The sequence below is a fragment of the Pseudomonas putida group bacterium ESBL64 genome (assembly GCF_045277175.1).
Lineage (GTDB): Bacteria > Pseudomonadota > Gammaproteobacteria > Pseudomonadales > Pseudomonadaceae > Aquipseudomonas > Aquipseudomonas alloputida.
Genome location: NZ_CP145799.1, coordinates 1,381,531 through 1,402,699 on the forward strand (window position 1 = coordinate 1,381,531; position 21,169 = coordinate 1,402,699).

27 protein-coding genes and 2 pseudogenes are annotated in these 21,169 nt (G+C 62.1%); 14 read left to right on the top strand and 15 right to left on the bottom strand.

Translation table 11 applies throughout. The features are described 5' to 3' along the window. The first annotated feature begins 6 nt into the window (after positions 1 to 6). From V6093_RS06190 to V6093_RS06205, 4 genes are read left to right on the top strand one after another with little or no spacing between them, the layout of a single operon-like run. Positions 7 to 1,254: an NAD(P)/FAD-dependent oxidoreductase gene (locus tag V6093_RS06190; RefSeq protein ID WP_047602972.1), complete on the top strand. Its 1,248-nt coding sequence runs from the start codon at positions 7 to 9 to the stop codon at positions 1,252 to 1,254. Then, a complete protein-coding gene (locus V6093_RS06195) occupies positions 1,251 to 2,060 on the top strand; it encodes a DUF1365 domain-containing protein (RefSeq protein ID WP_047602973.1) in 810 nt (269 codons plus the stop codon). The genes V6093_RS06190 and V6093_RS06195 overlap by 4 nt, the downstream gene beginning before the upstream one ends. Beyond that, entirely contained in the window at positions 2,035 to 3,297 is a 1,263-nt protein-coding gene (locus V6093_RS06200; protein WP_003254005.1) for a cyclopropane-fatty-acyl-phospholipid synthase family protein, read from the top strand. Before V6093_RS06195 ends, V6093_RS06200 begins: the two co-directional genes overlap by 26 nt. After that, the gene (locus V6093_RS06205; protein ID WP_047602974.1) at positions 3,297 to 3,785 is read left to right on the top strand and encodes a DUF2878 domain-containing protein; all 489 of its coding nucleotides are present in this window, start codon (positions 3,297 to 3,299) and stop codon (positions 3,783 to 3,785) included. The genes V6093_RS06200 and V6093_RS06205 overlap by 1 nt, the downstream gene beginning before the upstream one ends. Here the strand turns inward: V6093_RS06205 and V6093_RS06210 are convergent. Genes V6093_RS06210 through V6093_RS06230 form a run of 5 tightly spaced genes read right to left on the bottom strand, consistent with a single transcriptional unit; the run spans position 3,723 to position 6,814 of the window. Further along, complete coding sequence (locus V6093_RS06210) at positions 3,723 to 3,905, bottom strand: DUF2256 domain-containing protein (RefSeq protein ID WP_004576510.1); 183 nt, start codon at positions 3,903 to 3,905, stop codon at positions 3,723 to 3,725. The genes V6093_RS06205 and V6093_RS06210 overlap by 63 nt on opposite strands. Further along, on the bottom strand, positions 3,902 to 5,428 hold the full coding sequence (locus tag V6093_RS06215) for a cryptochrome/photolyase family protein (RefSeq protein ID WP_406669741.1): 1,527 nt from the start codon (positions 5,426 to 5,428) through the stop codon (positions 3,902 to 3,904). Before V6093_RS06215 ends, V6093_RS06210 begins: the two co-directional genes overlap by 4 nt. A gap of 8 nt (positions 5,429 to 5,436) precedes the next feature. Beyond that, entirely contained in the window at positions 5,437 to 5,742 is a 306-nt protein-coding gene (locus V6093_RS06220; protein WP_003254009.1) for a DUF6482 family protein, read from the bottom strand. Next, on the bottom strand, positions 5,739 to 6,275 hold the full coding sequence (locus V6093_RS06225; RefSeq protein ID WP_019751189.1) for a DUF3833 domain-containing protein: 537 nt from the start codon (positions 6,273 to 6,275) through the stop codon (positions 5,739 to 5,741). The genes V6093_RS06220 and V6093_RS06225 overlap by 4 nt, the downstream gene beginning before the upstream one ends. A 2-nt stretch (positions 6,276 to 6,277) precedes the next feature. Continuing rightward, the gene (locus tag V6093_RS06230) at positions 6,278 to 6,814 is read right to left on the bottom strand and encodes a chalcone isomerase family protein (RefSeq protein WP_047602981.1); all 537 of its coding nucleotides are present in this window, start codon (positions 6,812 to 6,814) and stop codon (positions 6,278 to 6,280) included. A 160-nt stretch (positions 6,815 to 6,974) separates the two neighbouring features. On the opposite strand from V6093_RS06230, the gene V6093_RS06235 reads away from it, so the two are divergent. The 4 genes and pseudogenes from V6093_RS06235 to V6093_RS06250 all read left to right on the top strand — a co-directional run. Further along, entirely contained in the window at positions 6,975 to 7,466 is a 492-nt protein-coding gene (locus tag V6093_RS06235; RefSeq protein ID WP_003254012.1) for a DUF1543 domain-containing protein, read from the top strand. Between the two features lie 78 nt (positions 7,467 to 7,544). Further along, entirely contained in the window at positions 7,545 to 8,315 is a 771-nt protein-coding gene (locus V6093_RS06240) for an SDR family NAD(P)-dependent oxidoreductase (protein WP_003254013.1), read from the top strand. A gap of 95 nt (positions 8,316 to 8,410) precedes the next feature. Then, complete coding sequence (locus V6093_RS06245) at positions 8,411 to 9,103, top strand: DUF421 domain-containing protein (protein WP_014860475.1); 693 nt, start codon at positions 8,411 to 8,413, stop codon at positions 9,101 to 9,103. Positions 9,104 to 9,196: 93 nt separating this feature from the next. Next, positions 9,197 to 9,321 (top strand): annotated as a pseudogene (locus tag V6093_RS06250) (protease); the annotation flags it as partial. A gap of 71 nt (positions 9,322 to 9,392) precedes the next feature. Here V6093_RS06250 and V6093_RS06255 read toward each other — a convergent pair. Then, positions 9,393 to 9,917: a hypothetical protein gene (locus tag V6093_RS06255; protein ID WP_047602983.1), complete on the bottom strand. Its 525-nt coding sequence runs from the start codon at positions 9,915 to 9,917 to the stop codon at positions 9,393 to 9,395. 194 nt (positions 9,918 to 10,111) lie between these two features. On the opposite strand from V6093_RS06255, the gene V6093_RS06260 reads away from it, so the two are divergent. Then, positions 10,112 to 10,969, top strand: a complete 858-nt coding sequence (locus V6093_RS06260; RefSeq protein ID WP_047602984.1) for a glucose 1-dehydrogenase — start codon at positions 10,112 to 10,114, stop codon at positions 10,967 to 10,969. Positions 10,970 to 11,138: 169 nt separating this feature from the next. Beyond that, positions 11,139 to 11,237: pseudogene (locus V6093_RS06265) on the top strand (hemerythrin domain-containing protein); the annotation flags it as partial. Between the two features lie 19 nt (positions 11,238 to 11,256). Here V6093_RS06265 and V6093_RS06270 read toward each other — a convergent pair. After that, positions 11,257 to 11,484: a hypothetical protein gene (locus V6093_RS06270; RefSeq protein WP_003254020.1), complete on the bottom strand. Its 228-nt coding sequence runs from the start codon at positions 11,482 to 11,484 to the stop codon at positions 11,257 to 11,259. A 79-nt stretch (positions 11,485 to 11,563) separates the two neighbouring features. Beyond that, complete coding sequence (locus tag V6093_RS06275; RefSeq protein ID WP_019751183.1) at positions 11,564 to 11,737, bottom strand: hypothetical protein; 174 nt, start codon at positions 11,735 to 11,737, stop codon at positions 11,564 to 11,566. Positions 11,738 to 11,949: 212 nt separating this feature from the next. On the opposite strand from V6093_RS06275, the gene V6093_RS06280 reads away from it, so the two are divergent. From V6093_RS06280 to arsH, 4 genes are read left to right on the top strand one after another with little or no spacing between them, the layout of a single operon-like run. Continuing rightward, the gene (locus V6093_RS06280) at positions 11,950 to 12,297 is read left to right on the top strand and encodes a metalloregulator ArsR/SmtB family transcription factor (RefSeq protein WP_003254021.1); all 348 of its coding nucleotides are present in this window, start codon (positions 11,950 to 11,952) and stop codon (positions 12,295 to 12,297) included. 21 nt (positions 12,298 to 12,318) lie between these two features. Beyond that, entirely contained in the window at positions 12,319 to 13,602 is a 1,284-nt protein-coding gene (locus V6093_RS06285; protein WP_143999986.1) for an arsenic transporter, read from the top strand. Between the two features lie 28 nt (positions 13,603 to 13,630). Beyond that, positions 13,631 to 14,101 carry an arsenate reductase ArsC gene (locus V6093_RS06290; protein WP_406669742.1) on the top strand — a complete coding sequence of 157 codons (471 nt, stop codon included), beginning with the start codon at positions 13,631 to 13,633 and terminating at the stop codon, positions 14,099 to 14,101. Positions 14,102 to 14,114: 13 nt separating this feature from the next. Next, complete coding sequence (gene arsH / locus V6093_RS06295; RefSeq protein WP_003254027.1) at positions 14,115 to 14,816, top strand: arsenical resistance protein ArsH; 702 nt, start codon at positions 14,115 to 14,117, stop codon at positions 14,814 to 14,816. Positions 14,817 to 14,828: 12 nt separating this feature from the next. Here arsH and V6093_RS06300 read toward each other — a convergent pair whose 3' ends face one another. Genes V6093_RS06300 through V6093_RS06330 form a run of 7 tightly spaced genes read right to left on the bottom strand, consistent with a single transcriptional unit; the run spans position 14,829 to position 21,114 of the window. Further along, positions 14,829 to 16,193, bottom strand: coding sequence for a HAMP domain-containing sensor histidine kinase (locus V6093_RS06300; RefSeq protein ID WP_047602987.1), 1,365 nt, complete (start codon positions 16,191 to 16,193; stop codon positions 14,829 to 14,831). Continuing rightward, a complete protein-coding gene (locus V6093_RS06305) occupies positions 16,190 to 16,852 on the bottom strand; it encodes a response regulator (protein ID WP_003254030.1) in 663 nt (220 codons plus the stop codon). The genes V6093_RS06300 and V6093_RS06305 overlap by 4 nt, the downstream gene beginning before the upstream one ends. 2 nt (positions 16,853 to 16,854) lie before the next feature. Then, positions 16,855 to 17,496 carry a hypothetical protein gene (locus V6093_RS06310; protein ID WP_003254032.1) on the bottom strand — a complete coding sequence of 214 codons (642 nt, stop codon included), beginning with the start codon at positions 17,494 to 17,496 and terminating at the stop codon, positions 16,855 to 16,857. Next, positions 17,493 to 18,299, bottom strand: coding sequence for an SDR family oxidoreductase (locus tag V6093_RS06315; RefSeq protein WP_003254034.1), 807 nt, complete (start codon positions 18,297 to 18,299; stop codon positions 17,493 to 17,495). Before V6093_RS06315 ends, V6093_RS06310 begins: the two co-directional genes overlap by 4 nt. After that, positions 18,286 to 18,966 carry a TenA family transcriptional regulator gene (locus V6093_RS06320; RefSeq protein WP_003254035.1) on the bottom strand — a complete coding sequence of 227 codons (681 nt, stop codon included), beginning with the start codon at positions 18,964 to 18,966 and terminating at the stop codon, positions 18,286 to 18,288. The genes V6093_RS06315 and V6093_RS06320 overlap by 14 nt, the downstream gene beginning before the upstream one ends. A gap of 8 nt (positions 18,967 to 18,974) precedes the next feature. Next, on the bottom strand, positions 18,975 to 20,444 hold the full coding sequence (locus V6093_RS06325) for an AMP-binding protein (RefSeq protein ID WP_047602988.1): 1,470 nt from the start codon (positions 20,442 to 20,444) through the stop codon (positions 18,975 to 18,977). Continuing rightward, positions 20,434 to 21,114 (bottom strand): thermostable hemolysin, encoded by a 681-nt coding sequence (locus V6093_RS06330; RefSeq protein WP_033725924.1) that lies wholly within the window; start codon positions 21,112 to 21,114, stop codon positions 20,434 to 20,436. The genes V6093_RS06325 and V6093_RS06330 overlap by 11 nt, the downstream gene beginning before the upstream one ends. Positions 21,115 to 21,169: the final 55 nt, after the last annotated feature.

The following is a 21,169-nucleotide window of genomic DNA, read 5'->3' on the forward strand; positions in this document are numbered from 1 at the left end:
TGATCCATGCGTATAGCAATCATCGGCAGTGGCATCGCGGGGCTGACCTGCGCCCATTTGCTGTCACGCAAGCACGAAGTCACGGTTTTCGAGGCCGAGCAATGGGTCGGGGGCCACACGCACACCCTTGATGTGGTCTGGAAAGGCCAGCGCCATGCAATAGATACCGGTTTCATCGTCTTCAACGACTGGACGTACCCGAACTTCATCCGCTTGCTCGACCAGCTTCAGGTGCCATCGCAGCCGACCGAGATGAGCTTTTCCGTGCATGACCCGATCACGGGCCTGGAATATAACGGCCACGACCTGAACACCCTGTTCGCCCAACGCAGCAACCTGGTGTCCCCAGGGTTCTGGGGGATGATCCGGGACATTCTGCGTTTCAACCGTCAGGCACTGGCCGACCTGGACAACCAGCGTATCGATGCCAGCACCACGCTGGGCGACTACCTTCAAGCGAACCGCTATGGGCAACGCTTCATCGATCATTACATCGTGCCGATGGGGTCGGCGATCTGGTCGATGTCTCGCGCAGACATGCTCCACTTCCCGCTTGAGTTCTTCGTGCGCTTCTGCCGCAACCACGGCTTGCTGTCGGTCAACCAACGTCCACAGTGGCGGGTGATCAAAGGCGGCTCGCGCAGCTATGTCGCACCGCTGTGCCGACCGTTCGCTGAGCGCATCCGCCTCAACTGCAAGGTTTACCGGGTCAGCCGCGACGAAGGTGGCGTGACCCTCGTGAACGCGGCCGGCACCGAGCGATTCGACAATGTGGTGTTCGCTTGCCACAGCGATCAGGCCCTGGCACTGCTGGAAAGCCCCAGCAACCAGGAGCGCGCCGTACTCGGCGCCATCGATTACGCCAGCAACGACGTGGTGCTGCATACCGATACCCGTCTGCTGCCACGCCGCCAGCGCGCCTGGGCCAGTTGGAACTACCGCCTGGGCGGCCCCGAGCGGGCTCCCGCCGCGCTGACCTACAACATGAACATTCTGCAGGGTATCCAGGCACCGACAACCTTCTGTGTGAGCCTCAACCAGACCGCACTGATAGACCCGGCGCAGGTCATCGCCCGCTTCCAGTACGCCCATCCGCAGTACAGCGTTGCAGCGTCCGCCGCGCAAGCGTGCCAAGAGCAACTGCAAGGGCAACAGCACAGTTACTTCTGCGGCGCCTACTGGGGCAATGGCTTTCATGAAGACGGGGTGGTCAGCGCACTGAAGGTGGCCGCGCACTTCGGAGAGCAACTGTGAACAGCAGCCTCTGCGTGGGCTGGATCAGCCACCGTCGGCTGACGCCGCGGGCCCACGCGTTCCGCTACCGGATCGGCATGTTCTACCTGGACCTGGACGAACAATCCTGGCTGATGGGCCTGTCACGCTGGCTGGGACGCTGGCGCCTGGCGCCGTTGTGCTGGCGCGAAACCGACTACCTGCCCGCCCTGACCCGCCAAGGCGAATCGCTGGCCCAGGCTGCACGCTTGCTGGTCGGGCAGGCGACGGGGCACCTGCCCGAAGGCCGGGTACAGCTGCTCACGCAACTGCGGTGCTGGGGGCTGTCGTTCAACCCGGTGAGCTTCTATTTCTGCCATGACCGCGACGGGTGCCTGACCGCGATCCTGATGGAAGTGCGCAACACGCCCTGGCGTGAACGCTTTCATTACGTGCTCCCGGTGCAAGGCAACCTTGCCAGGCCCTTCAGCGTAGGCAAGGCCTTCCATGTGTCACCGTTCATGCCGCTGGACATGGACTATCGCCTGCGCTTTTTCCTGGACACGGACCATGTACGCATTCAGATGCAGAACTGGCAAGACGGCACAAAGGTGTTCGAGGCCGACCTCGCCCTGCGCCGCACGCCACTGGATGGAGCAGCGCTACGTCGGTATGTCCTGAACTTCCCATGGATGAGCCTGCGCACCGTCTCGGCCATCTACTGGCAAGCGCTTCGCCTGTTACTCAAACGCACCCCCGTGCATGACCACACCACCTGCCAGGGTGACCTGGCACTCGGCCAACCTTGCGAGGACCTTGATGATGTCAAATCCCACCCTGAGCGTTAGCAAGTTCGCAGGCCTTGCGCCCCTGCTCGGCGGGCTGGCACGAAGCGCCGTGCTCGCCCAGTTGGGCAAGCTGCGTCACGGCCACCTGCGCCTGCTCAGCCACGGGCAGCAGTGGAGTTTCGGTGATGCCGACAGCCCGTTGCAGGCCGAGGTGGAGATCCTCGATGACGCCACCTGGAGCCTGATCGCCGGCAATGGCTCGATCGGTGCTGGCGAAGCCTACATTCACGGCTATTGGCGCAGCCCCGACCTGGCGCTGGTGACCCGCCTGTTCGTCGCCAACCTTGAAGTGCTCGACGCGCTCGAGGGCGGCCTGGCCCGCCTGGGCCGCCCTGCCCTGCGCCTGCTGCACCGGCTCAACCGCAACGACAAGCGCGGCGCCCGGCGCAACATTCTGGCCCACTACGACCTGGGCAATGCCCTGTTCGAGCGGCTGCTGGACCCCACCATGATGTATTCGGCTGCGCAATTCGAACACCCGGGGCAAACACTGGAGCAGGCCCAGTTGCACAAGCTGGAGCGCATCTGCCAGAAGCTCGAACTGAGCCCTGACGATCACCTGCTGGAAATTGGCAGCGGCTGGGGCAGCCTCGCTATCCACGCAGCCACCCGTTACGGCTGCAGGGTCACCACCACGACGCTCTCCGAGGCGCAGTACAGCCATACCCTGGAGCGCGTCAAGGCCTTGGGGCTGGGGCAGCGCGTGCAAGTGCTCCGCGAAGACTACCGCGACCTTCAAGGCACGTTCGACAAACTGGTTTCCATCGAGATGATCGAAGCGGTTGGCCATCGCTACCTGCCGGTGTATTTCCGCCAGTGTGCTTCGCTCATCAAACCTGAAGGCCTGATGCTATTGCAGGCGATCACCATCCGCGACCAGCGCTATGCCCAGGCGCAGCGCTCGGTCGACTTTATCCAGCGGTACATCTTCCCCGGTGGCGCCCTGCCTTCGCTGAGCGTGTTGCTCGACACCGCCAGCCGGCACACTGGCCTCAACCTTGTGCACATGGAAGATTTTGGCCTGGACTACGCCCACACCCTGCGACACTGGCGCGAAAACCTGCGTCAGGCACGCACTGCGCTGACGGACCTTGGCTACGATGACATGTTCCAGCGCTTGTGGGAGTTTTACCTCTGCTACTGCCAAGGCGGTTTCGAGGAACGCGCCATCGGTGTTGCGCACCTGCTCTGGGCAGCACCCCAGGCACGCCGCGCGCCCTTGCCTGGCAGTGCCTGATGCGCAGCCGCTGGCTGATCGCCAATGCCCTCTGGCTGCAAGCCGGCTGGTGGGTCTGCGTGCTGGGGGCCGAGCGGCCTTTGCTGTTGCTGCTGGTGATTCCGGGCGTGGCAGTGCACCTGCGCCTGTGCCCGGACATCCATGCCGAGGTCAAGGCGCTGGTGCGCGTCACCTTTATCGGCTGTGTGCTCGACAGCGTGCTGGGAGCACTGGGGGTGTTCGGTTTCGACGCCTGGCCCCTGCCACTGTGGCTAGCGCTGCTGTGGTTGGTGCTGGCCAGCGGGATGCGTCACAGCCTGGCATGGGCCGGCAGGCACTGGCGAATCGGCGCACTGCTGGGGGCGATTGGCGGCCCTCTGGCCTACGTAGGCGGCGCCAGGCTGGCAGGTGTCGCCTTGCCCTTGGGCGCGCTGGAAACCGGCCTGCTACTGATGCCGATTTGGGCGTTGGCCCTGCCCCTGCTGGCGCGCATCGCGGCGCGGCGCTGACCGGCGACATCGCTCGGAGCAGTAACGCACCTGCTCCCAACAGCGTGCCCAGCGCTTGCGCCAGGTGAACGGCCGGCCACACACCACGCAAACCTTGCTGGGCAGAAGGCTCTTTTTCATAACGCCTGCCCCGCATCGAGCCGCGCCAGCAATGACTGGCCACGTTGCCACACGGCATCGCGACGGCCGGCGGGCATGCCATCGAGGCTACGATAAACCAGGGCCAGGCGCGGGTTAGCCGAGAGCTGGGGGCGATGGCGAATGAGAAAATGCCAATACAAGGCATTGAACGGGCAGGCCTCCTCTTCGGTCACCTGGTCGACCCTGTAACTGCAAGCCTTGCAATGATCGGACATGCGCTGGATATAACGACCACTGGCGCAGTACGGCTTGGACCCCAGGTAGCCGCCATCGGCGTGCATCACCATGCCAAGCGTGTTGGGCAGTTCGACCCACTCGAAGGCATCCATGTAGACCGCCAGGTACCACTCACAAATCGCGGTTGGCACGATACCGGCCAGCAAGGCGAAGTTGCCGGTAACCATCAACCGCTGGATATGGTGAGCGTAGCCCAACCGCAGGGTCTGCCCGATGGCTTGGGCCATGCAGCGCATGCGGGTGCGCCCGGTCCAGTAGAATTCTGGCAGCGCCCGGTCGTTGTTCAGGTGATTGAGCCCGGCATACGCCGGCATGCGCTGCCAATAGATGCCACGCACATACTCACGCCAGCCGATCAACTGGCGAATGAAGCCTTCGGCTGCATTGAGCGGCACCCGCCCCTCGCGCCAGGCTTTGTCGACGTCGTCGCACAGACGACGCACATCCAGAAGCCCGATGTTGAGCGCCGCACTGATGCGCGCATGAAACAGGTACGGCTCGCCTTCGGCCATCGCATCCTGGTAGTCACCGAAAGCCGCCAGGCCGAAATCCAGAAAATGCTGCCACAGCTGTTGTGCCTCGGCGTGGGTCACGGGGTAGTCGAAACCGTCGACGCCCCCGTAGTGGTCGCTGAACCGCTGACGCACCAAGGCCACCACCGCTGCCGTGATGTCGTCTTGCGCGAAATGCGCAGCGAACGGGCCACGCAGCTGCCGTGGCAATGGCTTGCGATTGTCGCCATCGAAATTCCAGGCCCCACCTGCCGGGCTGCCGTCAGGCTCCATGAGCAGGCCGGTTCGCTTGCGCATGCCACGGTAGAAGTGCTCCAAACGCAGTTGGCGACGTTCTGTGGCCCAGCGCCCGAAGGCTTCACGGGAGCACAGAAAACGCGTGTCGCGAAACCATACAAGCGGCAGCTCGGCATCACGCAAGGCCTGCTCCAGGCGCCACTCACCGCACTCGGTCAAGTGAATGTGGGTAGCGCCCAAGGCTTGTTGCCATCGACGCAACTCCCCCACGATGCTGCCGCTGTTACCCTCGGCATCCAGCTCGACATAGTGCACCTGCCAACCCCGTTCACGCAGGGCCTGGGCAAAATGCCGCATGGCGCTGAAGATGAGAATGATCTTCAGCGGATGATGCGGTACGTATCGGGCCTCCCCCTCCACTTCCGCCATCAGGACCGCATCGCGAGCAGGGTCAAGGGACGCCAGACTTGCCAGGTCGAACGACAGCTGGTCACCCAGCACCAGGCCCAGGCGCATCGTCCGGGCTACCACTGGCTGGTGAGCGTTACCGGTACGCGCAGCGGCGCGATGGGGCCGTCGCGTTGCCCGCACATCTCATCGTGCACCACCTGCTGCACCAGCATGCAGGGCACCGGCGGCAGGTCGGCCAGCAACTGCCGCAGTTCGGTCGTGGAGCGCACGCGCACGGGCTGCCCCTGGGCATCGCTCAATGTCACAGGGCCGGCGTCGGTCAGGGCGCGCAGGAGGTAGAAGCCCCCCTCTAGCGACAGCAGTTCAAGTTCCTTGGCTTCGCCGGTCGAAACCAGCTGGGTCAGCGCGATCAGGTTCATGGTGTGCCCTCTGGCAGGCGGCGGAAGAACAAGGTGATCTGGCCAATCTCAACGCCCAGCTTGCTCATGCTCGAGCGGTTGATCAGGGTGTCGTCATCCATGAGGTACATCCAGTCGTCCAGGTCTACCTGCCAGTGCCGCCCATCGACCGGCAGGTCCAGTTGGTAACGCCATCGCAGCGCGTTGCCCGCCACTTCGCCACGCGCCTCGCCGATCACGTCCCCCGCGGTTCCCCGCCAGCGCCCGGGGCCGTCCGGCACCAGCGTCCAGGTACGTTGCTGGCGTGTGCCATCGCTATAAAGAAAATGTTCGTCGAGGATCAGCCGCTCACCCTCGCGGCGGCTGTCGATGCGCACATGGAAGCGCTTGACCACCTCACCGGAGCGCTTCTGGAACATCCCCCACGCCTGAACCGGGCGCGAGAAGAACGCCGCCAGGTCCAGCTTCGGCTGCTCCTGGGCATAGTGCTCGACACCGACATTGCCACAACTGCCCAGAAGCAGGCAGGCAGCCAGCAACAGCGCTTTGTACATGTTCAGGCTCCTCGGTCATCGCCAGCCAGCCCAAGCAGCCGCTGACGCAATTGGGGGTCTCTGGCCCGCGGGTCAAGCCAGATGGCGAAGAAGGCCCGGGCGAACACCGGATCGTCGATCGCGTGGCTCAGTTTGCCGTCGACGTAAAAGCGGCAACCCTGCCCCGGCAGGTACAAGCCCGTGATGCGCATGCCAGGGCTCACGTCCACGAATGCCTGCTCAATCGCCCTGGTCCATGCCGCGCGTTGCTGTGCCGTCATGCTGCCGCCACCCAGGCGTTGCATTTCCTCGAGGCTGGCCTTGACCAGCGTGTTCCTGGACAATGAACGGTGATAAAGCAGCTCAAGGGCGAACGGCTGGCTCCAGTCCTGAACCGGGCCAACTGCCCATAACCGGGCGGTATACAGCCGCAGGCCGAACCAGGTGAAATCACCGGCGCCCAGCCGTTGCGCCGCAGGCAGCTCCGCTCGCCAGTCTGCCGCCGACGACATGGCGGCTAGCAGCAGGCACAGACAGGTCCAACGTGCAGGGTGCGCCATTCTGACCTCGAGCACTTTGCTAAATACTATACAATAGTAGACGCTTGTACAGATATTTGACGAGCCATGTATAGTTTTTTAATGCCCAGCATGCGTATTTCTGCAAGCCTCGCGCCCCGTTATCGAACACCCATGAAAGTCGAGATAGAAGGAATTGCTCATGCTGTACGTCGTCATGCTCGGTGGACGCCACCCACGGGCCAATATCGAGGTCCACGATGTGTTGTTCGCCCAGGCGGACTCACTTGAACAGGCCTACCCACATTTGCGCCAAGCCTGGTTCGGGAGCCGAACGGGCTTGCACATCGACGCATGGATGGAAGTCGACGGTATTGACCACTACCGCCTCGAATTCAGTCAGGTAGCGCCTGGCCCACACGATCCCAGGTTGTTCTTCATCAACCTGGGCGGCTACGAGCCCGGGGTGTTTGGCGAGGCACACCGCTACCTGCTGGTGGTGGCCAGGGACAAGGCCGAGGCCAAGCAACTGGCCAAGCAGCGCCTGCAGGCAGACTGGCTCAAGCCGCATACCGATGCGGTACTGGACGTCGACGATTGCCTGCCGATCGACTGGGTGAACGGCCGTTACGTGCACTTGATCGAAGGGCCCCATGCCGGCTTACGGCAGTACAGCGACTATATCCTGCTGTGAGCTCACCCCTGCCATGTGCAAGAACGTTGGCAGGCATCACAGGACGAGGCGCCAGCGCCCGGCCAAGAGGACACGCCGATGAGCCTGATAAACGACCTTCACACACCCGCCAACGTGCTGGTCTGCGGGGCCAGCCAAGGGATTGGCCTGGCATTGTGCACGCAGTTGCTGGCGCGCGATGACATCGGGCTGGTGTTCGCCGTTTCGCGACGCGCCACCACCAGCCCTGCGCTGGATACCTTGTTCACAGAGCACGCGCGACGGTTGGTTCGCCTCGACTGCGACGCCCGATCCGAGCAGGCACTGCAAACACTGGCCGCGCAGGTGGGCGCCTGCTGCGACCAACTGAACCTGGTCTTCAGCACGCTTGGCGTGCTGCAAGAAGGCCCGGCGAGGGCTGAAAAAGCACTGACCCAGCTAGACATGGCGGGGTTGCTGAGCACTTTCACAACCAACTGTTTCGCCCCTGTTCTGCTGCTCAAGCATTTGCTGCCGCTGCTGCGTCGGCAACCGATGGCCTTCGTCGCCTTGTCGGCGCGGGTTGGGTCGATCGGCGACAATCACCTGGGTGGGTGGTACAGCTACCGTGCCAGCAAAGCCGCGCTCAATCAGCTTTTGCGCACTGCAAGTATCGAGCTGAAGCGACTGAACCCCGCGTCAACGGTACTTGCATTGCATCCCGGCACCACCGACACCCAGCTTTCCCGCCCCTTTCAGGGCAATGTGCCGCCGGGCAAACTGTTCTCGCCCGCGTTTGCCGCCACCTGCATCCTGGCACTTGTGAGCCGTCACGGCCCGGCGCAGAGCGGAACGTTCTGGGCGTGGGATGGCACGCCGATTCCCTGGTGACGCGGGCGGAGAGCTCCAGGCCAAGTCGATGAACCAGCCCTGAGCGAGAACGGTCAACCCTTTATCTGACAACGGCAGAAGGAAGGGTGCAGCGAATGGTTTCGTTTGATCTGCAACGGATGCTGATAGGCGACTTTCCTTTTACCTTTCTGCTGGAAGTTGCTGTGCGTGTTTCAGCGGCCTTCCTGGCCGTGTTCTTCTTTCTGAAATTCAGTGGCCGGCGCGGTATCAGACAGCTGTCCCGGTTCGAGCTCGTGGTCATTCTCACCCTGGGCTCAGCGGCCGGCGATGTAACCTTTTATGAAGATGTACCGCTGCTGCCGGTGGCCTTGGTTTTCCTCACGCTGTTCATGCTTTACCGAGGAACGGTCTACCTCATGAGGCGAAACAGAACCTGCGAGGCCTGGATCGACGGGCTGCCGGTTACGGTAGTGAAAGAGGGCATGTACGAAGTCCATTCGCTGCGTCACATGAACATTTCACCGAATGAGCTGTTCATGGAGCTACGCCAGCAAGGTGTCGAGCACCTGGGCCAGGTTCGACTGGGCCTTCTGGAAACCGATGGCGATCTCAGTTTGTATTTCTATGACCAGCAAGACACACGCCCCGGCCTGTCAGTGCTGCCGGTCGAGCATCGCCCAGAGTACACATCGCCGCCCGGCGCAGGTTTGCATTGCTGCGTGGGCTGTGGTTGTCCGGCCTACCATGAGCCTCACGACACCCTGGCGTGTTCACGTTGCGGTCATACGGTGTGGTCGCCTGCATTGGAGACTGTACGCAACCGTTAGCCTGTTTTCCCTCTACCGCCAAGCATCGAGCAGGAACTCTGCTTGCTGTTTGCAGGCCCTTATGAGAGGCCTGTCAGTACGAGGAGCACAATGATGAGTGCACAATTGAACGGCAATCGCGTGCCTTTCTGGTCACCAATGGCTTTGAACAGGTGGAACTGACCGGCCCGCGTGATGCCTTGGAAAACAGCGGCGCGGTGGTCGATATCCTGAGCGAGGCACTGGCAGACTGACCCTGCTTCTGTTCAGCGCGTGCTGGTCGCCCATGGTGCCGACCAGCACGCACTGATCACGCCAGCTGGATGAAAACTGAATAGCCGCCCAGCAACACCCAGAAGCACAGGAAAATCCAGGGCGTGCGCAAGGAAAACAGCAGCGATTTGCGGTGCCCCGCCTGAGAGGTTTCGGCCTCGCAGAACAGCGGCGACTCGTCATAGGCCAGGCCCATCATCGGCTCGCTGCGCAGCAGGTGGCTCTGCTTCATCTGCCAGTGCTCGATAATCCGGAAGGCCGCGCGGATGCCAGGCCAGGCATTCAGTGTACTGAGCACGCCGAGCAATGCGAGAAAAGCCGGGACCATCAAGGTGAACATCTCGCCCCAGCTTTGGTTCAGGTTACCCATCGATGACACGTAGGCGATCACCAGGAACGACTGGGCCGCAAGATAAGCGTCGGTACGGTTGGCCAGGATGGTGGTCTCATACTGAATTTCGCGTCGATAGAAATCCAGCCTCTCCTTGGGCGTACCGAACATCCTCTCGTTCGTCTGATCGATCTCATGTTCCGGCGTGGAAGGCGTGATGATTCGAGGCACCGCAGACTCCTTGATAACGTGGGCCTCACCCATGCCAGCAAGCCCCGTCAGCGGTAGAGCTAGGCGGTGGGTAAAAATTCACTGGGAATGGGTGCATCAACCGCTCGTCGCTCAGCACGAAGATCCACTTCAACACTGGCCTGGCGCGCCTTTCGAACGGGAATGAGCGTTCCAAACCTGCAGGAGCTTCCAGCATGAGCGACTACCCTACCCCTCCATTCCCTTCCCAACCGCAAAGCGTTCCCGGTTCCCAGCGCAGGATGGATCCTTATCCGGACTGCGGTGAGCAGAGCTACACCGGCAACAATCGCCTCGCAGGCAAGATCGCCTTGATAACCGGTGCTGACAGCGGCATCGGGCGTGCGGTGGCGATTGCCTATGCCCGAGAAGGCGCTGACGTTGCCATTGGCTATCTGAATGAACACGACGATGCGCAGGAAACCGCGCGCTGGGTCAAAGCGGCGGGCCGCCAGTGCCTGCTGCTGCCCGGCGACCTGGCACAGAAACAGCACTGCCATGACATCGTCGATAAGACCGTGGCGCAGTTTGGTCGCATCGATATCCTGGTCAACAACGCCGCATTCCAGATGGCCCATGAAAGCCTGGACGAGATTGACGACGATGAATGGGTGAAGACCTTCGATACCAACATCACCGCCATTTTCCGCATTTGCCAGCGCGCTCTGCCCTCGATGCCAAAAGGCGGTTCGATCATCAACACCAGCTCGGTCAACTCGGACGACCCGTCACCCAGCCTGTTGGCCTATGCCGCGACCAAAGGTGCCATTGCCAATTTCACTGCAGGCCTTGCGCAATTGCTGGGCAAGCAGGGCATTCGCGTCAACAGCGTCGCACCCGGCCCGATCTGGACCCCGCTGATCCCGGCCACCATGCCTGATGAGGCCGTGAGGAACTTCGGTTCCGGTTACCCGATGGGGCGGCCGGGTCAACCTGTGGAGGTGGCGCCAATCTATGTCTTGCTGGGGTCCGATGAAGCCAGCTACATCTCGGGTTCGCGGTACGCCGTGACGGGGGGCAAACCTATCCTTTGAATGTGCTGCCGAGGCCTGCATACGCGGGCCTTGGGGCTTCTGGCAGCGCGTAATCGCAGCGTGACCTCGAAGCGCGCTTTGCCAGCCATCATCGACGTTGAACCCTGCCGCCCACTGTCACTCAATTCCATGCAAGCCATTGTTCATTCGCCCGCGACGAGGTGACACCATGAATGCTATCGATTTGCTGATTCAAGACCATGCGTTGGTCAAGAAACTGCTGGAAGAGCTCTGCGCGACCACCCAGGGTTCAGCAGTGAAGACGCGCAGGCACCCCGCTACGCTGTTCAAGCTTCATCGGTCCAACGAGCGTCACCGAACGCTCGCGGGGCTTTCAACAACAATGTGAAGCTGCCGGTCAGTTGCTGACGCAGCTCTTTGGGCATGGAGAACGCGAAATGCACAAGCCATGAACCATCACCTAAATGGAACGTTTCACGGCGGTACAACGTGACTTGCTGTTCGGAAATACCGATGCACACGGCTACCGAAAAATCGCTTGGTTCTTCGTCCACGGGAGAGCCCCTGGCAAGCAAGCGCGCGCGGCGCTCTGATGGTGTGGCCCCTACTGGCAGATAAACACTGCCGGCATCCTCAAGGCTTGGCCGTTCGCTCTTTTTTCCACTGCGCCCTGGAGACACCATCAGCGTAGCCGGTGACACCGATCGCTACCTGCTGAATGCGGCCGCCATGCTGAAGGAAAGCTTCGACCTGCTCGCAGATGCGCACATGGGCTTTTTGGGCCGCGCTGGGGTACGTCTGGGACATGTTGGCCTCTCGGTTATGAGCCACTGAACGACAGTCACCCGAGCAGGCACTATACACCCTGCAGTGCCATCAGCGTCTGAAGCCTGCCAAAACCCTGCTTTTGTCGACCGAAGGGCGTGGCCATGGTGAGCTGCAAGCGCACAAGCCCAGGAATGCTTGCCCGAACATATGGAAATACGTATATTCGGCTTTCCGCATGTACAGGCACCCCCATGATCACACCGCCCGATGTCTTCAAGAGCCTCTCTGACGAAACCCGCGCTCGCGCCACGCTGCTTATCGCCAGCCTGGGCGAACTGTGCGTCTGCGAACTGATGTGCGCGCTGGACGACAGCCAACCCAAGATCAGTCGCCATCTGGCACAACTGCGCAGCACTGGCATGCTGCTGGACCGCCGTCAGGGCCAATGGGTGTATTACCGCCTGAATCCGGAACTGCCTTCCTGGGTTCACGAAATGCTTCAGGTCACCTTGCACGCCAATTCGCAATGGCTGGCTGACAATGCCCTTCGGCTGAAGAACATGGACGGTCGCCCCGTGCGTGATTCCGTCTGCTGCTGATCATCACCAAGCGAGATTTTCATGCTGCCCGCCATTGCTGTCTTCGTCTTCACCCTCATACTGGTCATCTGGCAGCCCAAGGGGCTCGGTGTTGGCTGGAGCGCCGCGCTAGGCGCCATCATCGCCCTGGCTACAGGCGCCGTTTCACTGCATGACATCCCTGCCGTATGGGCCATAGTCTGGAACGCCACCGCCACGTTCATCGCGGTCATCATCATCAGCTTGCTGCTGGATGAGGCGGGTTTCTTCGAATGGGCCGCATTGCATGTGGCGCGCTGGGCAAACGGCAGCGGCCACCGCCTGTTCGCCTTCTGCGTACTGCTCGGCGCCGCTGTATCGGCGCTGTTCGCCAACGACGGTGCGGCGCTGATCCTCACCCCCATCGTCATGTCGATGCTGCTCGCGCTGCGCTTCTCACCTGCAGCGACACTGGCCTTTGTCATGGCAGCAGGCTTTATTGCCGACACGGCAAGCCTGCCGCTGGTGGTCTCCAACCTGGTCAACATCGTCTCGGCCGACTACTTCGGCCTGGGCTTCGCCGAATACGCATCGGTGATGGTGCCGGTGAATATCGCCAGCGTGGCGGCCACCCTGCTGGTGCTGTTTCTGTACTTCCGTCGTGATATCCCCAGGCAGTACGCGCTCGATGCGCTGAAGGCGCCAAGCGAGGCAATTCATGACCACGCCACCTTCAAAGTCGGTGGGTGGGTGCTGCTGGTGTTGCTTGCAGGCCTGTTCGTACTGGAACCTCTGGGCATCCCGATCAGTGCGGTGGCCGCCGTCTGTGCCGCAATCCTCTTTGCCGTGGCCGCTCGCGGTCACCGCATCTCAACCCGTCGCGTGCTGCGGGAAGCGCCGTGGCAGGTGGTGATTTTTTCTCTGGGCATGTATCTGGTGGTGTACGGCCTGAAGAACGCCGGCCTCACGGACATGCTCACCCACCTGCTGGACAGGCTTGCCGAGCAGGGCCTGTGGAGCGCGGCCATTGGCACCGGGTTGATCTCCGCGCTGCTGTCCTCAGTCATGAACAACATGCCCAGCGTGCTGATCGGCGCCTTGTCGATCCAGGCCAGCGGCGCAGAGGGCGTGGTACGTGAGGCGATGATCTACGCCAACGTCATCGGCTGCGACCTCGGCCCGAAGATCACCCCGATTGGCAGCCTCGCCACACTGCTTTGGCTGCATGTGCTGGCGCGTAAAGGCATGCGCATCACCTGGGGTTACTACTTCAAGGTCGGCCTGCTGCTCACCGTACCGGTTTTGCTGATCACCCTTTCTGCTCTGGCAATGCGCCTGAGCCTCTGACATTCGCCCCCCAGCGGAGGAGCCCTCCATGCGAGTCCTGTTCATGTGCACGGCCAACAGCTGCCGCAGCATCCTGTCCGAAGCAATGTTCAACCACCTGGCACCGCCCGGTTTCGAGGCAGTCAGCGCTGGCAGTTTCCCCAAGGGCCAGGTGTTGCCACGCAGCCTGAGCACGTTGCAGCAGGCCAATATTTCGACCGAGGGCCTGAGCAGCAAAGGCAACGATGCATTCGAGGGCAACCCACCCGACATCGTCATCACCGTCTGCGACAAGGCCGCGGGCGAAGCCTGCCCGGTGTATTTCGGCCCTGCGCTGAAGTCGCATTGGGGGCTGGAAGACCCCTCCGATGTCGTGGGTGACGAAGCATCGGTCGATGCGGTGTTCCGCGCCACACTGGCCCGCATCGGATCTCGCTGCCAGGCCTTCTTCGCACTGCCGTTCGATCAACTCGACCGCGAGCAGCTCAAGCACGCGCTGGATCGCATCGGCTCGCTTTGAACAGGAAAAATACATGTCCGAGCAACTGCCTAACCTCGACCTCACGCTGTTCGACCTGCCGCCTTCGGCAACCCCGACCAGCGAACACAAACCACGCATCCTGCTGCTGTACGGGTCTACCCGAGAACGCTCCTTCAGTCGCTTGCTGGTAGAAGAAGCCGCGCGTCTGCTGGAGCACTTCGGTGCCGAAACCCGCACCTTCGACCCGTCGGGCCTGCCGCTGCCTGACGATGTCCCCGTGGAGCATCCCAAGGTGCAGGAGCTGCGAGAACTGGTGCAATGGTCAGAAGGCCAGGTGTGGTGCTCGCCGGAGCGCCATGGGGCGATGTCTGCGGTGTTCAAGGCACAGATCGACTGGATTCCGTTGGCGCTGGGGGCATTGCGCCCCACCCAAGGCAAGACCCTGGCCGTGATGCAGGTGTGCGGCGGATCGCAGTCGTTCAACGTGGTCAACCAGTTGCGTGTGCTGGGCCGCTGGATGCGGATGTTCACCATCCCGAACCAGTCTTCGGTACCCAAGGCTTATCTGGAGTTCGACGACACCGGGCGGATGAAGCCATCGCCGTACTACGATCGCGTGGTTGATGTCATGGAGGAGCTGGTGAAGTTCACCGTGCTGCTGCGCGACCGCCAGGCATTCCTGGTGGATCGCTATTCGGAGCGCAAGGAAAGCGCCGAGCAGCTGTCTGAGCGGGTCAATCAGCGATCCATCTGACGCAAACGTGATTCAAGACAGTGGAAACGACAGGGTAGCGGCCAGCCCGCCACCCGCTCTGTTTTCAAGGCGTACCTGCCCCCCCATACGGTCGATGATGGTCGCGACGATGGAGAGCCCGAGGCCAGCACCATTTGGGCTATTTCGGCTATAGAAGCGTTCGAATACACGGGATAGGCTCTCCTCGTCGATACCCGTCCCTTCATCCTCGACGACCAGTTCGATACGGCTGGCCAGGCGCCTCAGTGACACGGCTATGCGCCCCCCAGGCGGTGAATGTTCTACCGCGTTGGACACAAGATTTTGTAGCGCAATGCCCAGCGCGCCAGCGTCGACCTGCAGATGAAGGCCCCCTTCGCCTATGTCCAGCGAGGGTTCCAGGCCACGGTCCAGTATCCATGGGGTCAATTCAGCCAGGGTTTCGGTGACGACCTCGGCCAGGTCGATACGGGCGCTGGCTCGCTGCCCCAGTTTTGGCTCAACGCGGGCCAATGTCAGCAACTGGTTGACCACCCGTGTCAGCCGATCGACCCCACCCACAAGAAAGCCCAGGGCTTTCTCGCGCTCGGCATCATTGCTGGCGGCCAGCGCGTTCTGCGCGTGCAGCCGCAGTACGGCCAGAGGCGTACGCATTTCGTGGGCAGCATCGGCAATGAAGCGATGCTCACGCCGCAGCAGATCGTCGATCTGCGCCAGCAAGCGATTGATGGCCGCCTGCATGGGCTCCAGTTCAGTGGGAAGCGGTACCAGTTGCAGCGGCTCCAGCGAATCGGCATGGCGCCTGCGGATGACATTGGCCATGTTCTGCAGTGGCCGTAGCCCCCAGCCGATCGCAGCCCACACCAGCAGTGCCAACGCCAGGCTGCCAAGCAGGAACGGGAACAGCGTGTGGCGAACGATGCGGTCGATCAGGTCGTAGCGCACATCATCACGCTCACCCACCCAGATAAGCCAGTGCTTTTCCGGCACCGGCAAAACGAAACCGCGCCATTGCTCACCGCCACTGGAAAAGTCGTAGAACCCTGGAGCAGTGGGTGGTGGGTCAATGGGCGGCGCACTGGGTGTATGCACCAGCAACGCCATGCCTTCACCCCAGACCTGGAATGCCAGCTTGCTTTCGTAAGGGTGGCCCACCTGGTGCCGCCCCGCTTTGCCCAAGGCATCGTTGAAGGCCTCATACAGCGCCTCACGCGAGCCCTCTTGTACCGGCATGCTCATGACGCCTTGCAGCAAACGCGCGTTCTGGGCCAGGTGCGCGTCATACACCTCGTTAATTTCGTGGCTGCTGTCATGGTAGTTGTAGAGCGCGAGCAGGCCGGTGCCCAGTAGCAGCAAGAGCATCACGCGCCACAGCGTACGCTGGCGTAGCGAGCTCATGCCTTGACCTCGACCAGATAGCCAATGCCGCGCACCGTGCGAATCAGGCTGTTGAACAGCTTCTTGCGCAGGTGGTAGATGTTCACCTCCAGCGTGTTGCTCTCCGGTTCTTCATCCCAGCCATACAGCAGTTGAGTGAGGCGCTCACGTGTGAATACCTTGCCGGGATGTGCCAGCAACTCATGCAACAGCACATACTCTTTGGGGGTGAGCACAACTTCAACGCCGTTGTAATGCACTTGCTGGGTGGCCGGGTCCAGGCTGACCCCGGCATGCTCGATCAGCACCTTGGCGCGCCCTACGCTGCGCCGCAGCAAGGCGCGCAAGCGCGCCTTGAGCTCGTTGAGGTCGAAAGGCTTGACCAGGTAATCATCGGCGCCGGCATCCAGGCCGGCAATGCGATCATCAAGGGCATCCCGCGCGGTGAGGATCAGCACCGGCAAGCTGTCGCCGCCGGCGCGTAATCGCCTGAGTAGCTCGAGGCCATCCATACGGGGCAATCCAAGATCCAGGATCAGCAGGTCGAAGGTCTCGTGTTGCAGCGCATGCAAGCCACTGACACCGTCCCGCAACCAGTCGAGGGTGTACCCCTCCTGGCGCAAGCCGTCGCAGATCCCTTCCCCCAGTGCAATGTCATCCTCAACCAGCAACAGCCGCATGTTCAGTCCTGTTTGTCCTTGATGGCCTTGAGTAAAGCATCGATATCGGCACGCCGGCCCTGGTCAGCCAACTCACGCCCCGGCCGGGGCGGTGCCTGCAAGGCTTTCTGCAGGGCTGCGGTAGCTTCAGGGTAGCGCTTTTGCCGATACAGATGATCAGCCCAGAAATAGTTGCTGTCGATACCGTTGGGGTTGATCTGCAAGGCTTTGCGCAGCATTTTGTCGGCCATTTCGGCATCACCGAAACCGATAGGCCAGCCGGGCACCTGATCATACAGCGTGCCCAGGCTGGTGTAGGCCGAACCTTGCAGGGCGTTGGGGTCCAGCTTCATGGCCTGCTCCAGGCTGGCTTTCGCCGCCTTGACCTTGCCCAGTGCACCGAGGCCACCCGTCGCCCCCGCCCAACTGCTGTTGATGATGCCCTCCCAGATCAAGGGTTCAGGTGTGCCCGGATACTGATGAACAAACGTTGCTGCATCGCCTGCCAGCTTTTCGAAGGCGTCGGCACGCGTGTCCTTGGGCATTTGGTACTGAATCTGCGCCCAGCGCTGCTGCAGATCACTCAGGCGCTGGCTGCCTGCCTGGTCCAATGCCCAGGTGAAGGGTGCAAATGCCAGCAAGCTGGCAATGAACAGACGCTTCATTTGTTCGACTCCTTGGAGTGGCTACCGATATAGCGGCGAATGACTGGCAGTTGCTTGCGCAGTGCGCGATCGACTATGCCCGGCAACATCCCGTTGATACGCACGAAGAACTTTTCCGGCCACCCCAGATAAAGCTCGGTGCGCTCGGATTGCACCGCCTCGAGCACAGCACGGGCGACGTCCGCAGGGTCGTCCATGCCAACTTTCAGCGCTTGATTGAGCGCAGTCGCAGCACTGCTGTTCATCGTTGTGCGGGTCGCCCGGGGGGCGGCATACAGCACGTTCACCGTGGTGTCGGCCAACTCGCGGCGCAGCGCTTCCGAAAAACCACGCAGCGCAAACTTGCTGGCGCAGTAGGTGGCGTAGCCGGGGTAGCCGATCGAGCCATAGGTCGACCCGACATTGACCACCAACGCCTTGGGCTGAGCACGCAGCAACGGCAGGCAGGCCCGGGTCAGTTGCAAGGGTGCCTTCAGGTTGATGTCCAATAGCTCGTCCAGCGCATACTCATCCAGCTGGTCGAGCAGAGCGAAGCGATTCACGCCAGCCGCGTTGATCAGCACATTGACAGCCCCCATCTCGCGTGCCCGCTCGATGACATGTTCGCGCCCTGACGGGCTGCGCAGGTCGGCCTCCTGCCAGCGCAGACGATCAGGGTACCGGTTCATCAGGCCAGCCAGCTTGCCCATATGCCGACTGACGGCCAACACCTGGGCACCGGCAGCGCAGAGCTGTTCGGCCAATTCCAGGCCTATGCCCCCACTGGCGCCGGTGAGGATCACCACGGACTCAGCCAAACGCATGGTGCACCTCTTGCTGCCCGGCACGCGGCAAGCCCTGGAACATCTCGGTGTACAAGCGGTAGACGACCTTGGCCGCGTGGAGGACGGCCTGCTGGTCACCGGCATCGTCGAGGCGGTCCATCAACTGTTTGTAGGTCACCATGTGCTCCTGGTCGAGCGCACCGTGCGAGCTGAGGTAGCTGAACGCCTGGTCTGGCAGTGCCAATGTGTTCTGGATAACGCCCGCCGCCTGGGTGGCCAGGGCGATGCTGGTGCCTTCAAGCACGTTGACCATGCCGAACAACCCAACCGGGTTGCCACGGGCGATAAGGTCGTACAGGTAGGCGACCATCAGCTCGATGGATTGCACCGGCTGGCCATCGCGCACGGCCTCCCAGTCACCGCCGCACGCTTTGATGTCATTGAGGATCCACTGCTCGTGGCCGTATTCCTCTTCAATGTATTCGCAGACCGCGCCGCGCAGCCACTCCAGCCGCAGCGGCAATCGAGCCCCACAGGCCATCATCAGTGGCACGGTATGGCGCACGTGGTAATAGGCCTGGGTCAGGAAGGCGACGTAGCTGTCCAGGCTGACCTGGCCGGCCAGCGCTTCGCGGATCACCGGTACGGCGAACAGCGCCTGACGCTCTTGGGCGGTTTGTACTTGCAGGGTGTCGAAAAAGGACATTGTGAACCTCACAACGAGATGTCGGACAATAGGGTGTGGTAACGCTGCAAGATCGCCTCACGTCGCGGGCGGCCATTGGCAGTCAGGGTTTCGTCAAGCGTGCTCAGAGGCACTGGCAAGCGGCGCCAGGCGTGCACCCTGGCGTAATCGGGCAATCGCGCGTTGCATTGCTGTACGGCCTGTTCGATGGCCTCGTCGCTGATGCCGGGATCCAGCGGCCAGAGCAAGGCAAGGTTGCGTGGCAAGGCCTCGCCATGCACGAAAGCCTGGGCGATCACGCCACTTTGGCTCAGCTCGGCTTCTACCCACTCCGGGTTGACGTTGCGCCCGAAGCTGGTGATGAACTGATGCTTCTTGCGGCCATCCAGGTAGAGGTAGCCCTCCTCATCGAGGTGCCCTACATCGCCTGTTGCCCACCACTGCCCGGTTACCGGCGGCTCTCCCAGGTAGCCCAGCAATATCGAGCCGGCCACCAAAACTTCGCCATCGTCGGCAATGCGCACCTGCACATGCGGCAATGGCTTGCCGACGCTCCCAGGGCGCACAGCCCCTGTGCGGTTGAGCGCCACTACCGAGGCGCACTCAGACAAGCCGTAACCTTCGAACACCGGCAAACCGACCGCCTCGGCCCGCGCGAGCAGGCTTGGCGAAACCCGAGCGCCGCCTACCGCCACCAAACGCAGAGGGCCGACCCGCATCAGCCCGCGTTCGATCGCTGTCACCAACCCCATCAGCAGTTGCGGCACAAGGATCAGGCTCTGCGCACCACTGAGGGCGATTGCGCCCAGCAGGCGCTTGAAATCGACCTGGCTCGCGCCTCCCATCCCCAACTGCTGCTGCGGATAGATCTGGACACAAGCGCCAGCCATGAGCGCGGCGTAGACGCCCAGGTTTTCCAGCAGAACACCCAGTGGCAGTACCGCCAGGTATCGCTGCGGCTCGGTTGGGCGGCTGGCGGCCTCCAGCTCATGCGCCACACGCAGCAGGGTTTCAGCGCTCAGGCACACGCCTTTGGGCGTGCCGGTGCTACCGGAGGTGTAAGTGATCTTGGCTGTGCCCTCAGGCAGCGCCGGGGCGACAAAACTGTCACGCTGCCACACGCCAGCTGGCGCCTGCCGGGCAAAGCCAAGCGCAACGAGCTGTTCGGCCCACTGCGCCTCGCACACGACCGCCGTGACTCCGCTTTGCTGCAAGCAGTGCTGGAACTGGGTCGCGCTGAAAAACGACGGCACTGTCACAGTGGCGCGTTCGGCGAACAGCGCCGCCAAATCCCAGAATAGCGCCTCGGGCCCGTTATCCAGCACCACGGCGAAGGTTCCCGGTGGTTGGCTACGCAGGCAGCCCGCACGAGATTCGACTTCGTCGAGCAGTTGCCGGTAGGTGTAACGCTGCGCATCGCCCTGGACGGCCACGGCGTCAGGATGTTCCAGCGCGTGCTGGCGCAACAGTGCCTGAAAGGCAGTCAGTTCATGCCGCATGGCCGGTCTCCAGGGTTAGCATGGGAAACCCAAGCCGCTCGAACATGCCCGCCTGCTTCAGGGCATCGAAGCCAAAGCCTATGTTGCCGGCAAATACCTGGGGTCGCTGGTCGTAGTAGGTCCCCCATTGGTCCACTTGGCCCTGCAAGCGCGCAGGATCCGCTGAGGCCAGAACAGTGGGCACCAGCCCCAGTCGCTGGAAACTGTTGAACAGTGTCGCGGCGCCCGTGAATGCGACCCACTCCAAACCGCGCATGGCCAGCAACCACGTCACGGCAATGATCATTATTCGAGCGCTGCCGGCGCTGAGCGAGGCCAGGTTGCCTACTTCTACCATGCAGTTGCGATCCGGTGAGGCACCGGTTACCCGTGAAACAGCGGATTCCAGAGGCTCGTCCAGGTACCGCTCAAGAAAGAGCGGCCCTTCGCTGGCCGGTCGCATGCCCGCCGCCGCGATCAGGCGACCGTGGCTACCCTGCAAGGCAAGCAGTTCCGGCAGGTAATGCTGCACATCCGCCTGGTGCACGCAGGCAAAGCGCTCGTGTATGAAGTGCTCCAGCTCGCCTCGCCCATGATCGCCGCTGAGGTGAAGAGAAAGATGCGCCTGATGATCGGCATGGCTACCGATGGGTAACGGAAGCAAACTGTGCCATTGATGAGTCTGAGTCATGAAATTTCCCCGCCTGGGTGCGACGGAGGGAATTATCGGGGCCGAATCTGAATGC

Excerpts from the sequence above, each read along its gene's own strand:
- V6093_RS06220 (WP_003254009.1), bottom strand. The coding sequence starts at position 5,742 with ATGAACCTGATCGCGCTGACCCAGCTGGTTTCGACCGGCGAAGCCAAG.
- V6093_RS06240 (WP_003254013.1), top strand. The coding sequence starts at position 7,545 with ATGAGCCTGATAAACGACCTTCACACACCCGCCAACGTGCTGGTCTGC.
- V6093_RS06290 (WP_406669742.1), top strand. The coding sequence starts at position 13,631 with ATGCGAGTCCTGTTCATGTGCACGGCCAACAGCTGCCGCAGCATCCTG.
- V6093_RS06260 (WP_047602984.1), top strand. The coding sequence starts at position 10,112 with ATGAGCGACTACCCTACCCCTCCATTCCCTTCCCAACCGCAAAGCGTT.
- V6093_RS06210 (WP_004576510.1), bottom strand. The coding sequence starts at position 3,905 with ATGAAAAAGAGCCTTCTGCCCAGCAAGGTTTGCGTGGTGTGTGGCCGG.
- V6093_RS06205 (WP_047602974.1), top strand. The coding sequence starts at position 3,297 with ATGCGCAGCCGCTGGCTGATCGCCAATGCCCTCTGGCTGCAAGCCGGC.
- V6093_RS06305 (WP_003254030.1), bottom strand. The coding sequence starts at position 16,852 with ATGCGGCTGTTGCTGGTTGAGGATGACATTGCACTGGGGGAAGGGATC.
- V6093_RS06325 (WP_047602988.1), bottom strand. The coding sequence starts at position 20,444 with ATGCGGCATGAACTGACTGCCTTTCAGGCACTGTTGCGCCAGCACGCG.
- V6093_RS06245 (WP_014860475.1), top strand. The coding sequence starts at position 8,411 with ATGGTTTCGTTTGATCTGCAACGGATGCTGATAGGCGACTTTCCTTTT.
- V6093_RS06275 (WP_019751183.1), bottom strand. The coding sequence starts at position 11,737 with ATGTCCCAGACGTACCCCAGCGCGGCCCAAAAAGCCCATGTGCGCATC.
- V6093_RS06320 (WP_003254035.1), bottom strand. The coding sequence starts at position 18,966 with ATGTCCTTTTTCGACACCCTGCAAGTACAAACCGCCCAAGAGCGTCAG.
- V6093_RS06285 (WP_143999986.1), top strand. The coding sequence starts at position 12,319 with ATGCTGCCCGCCATTGCTGTCTTCGTCTTCACCCTCATACTGGTCATC.
- V6093_RS06235 (WP_003254012.1), top strand. The coding sequence starts at position 6,975 with ATGCTGTACGTCGTCATGCTCGGTGGACGCCACCCACGGGCCAATATC.
- V6093_RS06315 (WP_003254034.1), bottom strand. The coding sequence starts at position 18,299 with ATGCGTTTGGCTGAGTCCGTGGTGATCCTCACCGGCGCCAGTGGGGGC.
- V6093_RS06330 (WP_033725924.1), bottom strand. The coding sequence starts at position 21,114 with ATGACTCAGACTCATCAATGGCACAGTTTGCTTCCGTTACCCATCGGT.
- V6093_RS06190 (WP_047602972.1), top strand. The coding sequence starts at position 7 with ATGCGTATAGCAATCATCGGCAGTGGCATCGCGGGGCTGACCTGCGCC.
- V6093_RS06280 (WP_003254021.1), top strand. The coding sequence starts at position 11,950 with ATGATCACACCGCCCGATGTCTTCAAGAGCCTCTCTGACGAAACCCGC.
- arsH (WP_003254027.1), top strand. The coding sequence starts at position 14,115 with ATGTCCGAGCAACTGCCTAACCTCGACCTCACGCTGTTCGACCTGCCG.
- V6093_RS06225 (WP_019751189.1), bottom strand. The coding sequence starts at position 6,275 with ATGTACAAAGCGCTGTTGCTGGCTGCCTGCCTGCTTCTGGGCAGTTGT.
- V6093_RS06200 (WP_003254005.1), top strand. The coding sequence starts at position 2,035 with ATGTCAAATCCCACCCTGAGCGTTAGCAAGTTCGCAGGCCTTGCGCCC.
- V6093_RS06300 (WP_047602987.1), bottom strand. The coding sequence starts at position 16,193 with ATGAGCTCGCTACGCCAGCGTACGCTGTGGCGCGTGATGCTCTTGCTG.
- V6093_RS06215 (WP_406669741.1), bottom strand. The coding sequence starts at position 5,428 with ATGCGCCTGGGCCTGGTGCTGGGTGACCAGCTGTCGTTCGACCTGGCA.
- V6093_RS06230 (WP_047602981.1), bottom strand. The coding sequence starts at position 6,814 with ATGGCGCACCCTGCACGTTGGACCTGTCTGTGCCTGCTGCTAGCCGCC.
- V6093_RS06310 (WP_003254032.1), bottom strand. The coding sequence starts at position 17,496 with ATGAAGCGTCTGTTCATTGCCAGCTTGCTGGCATTTGCACCCTTCACC.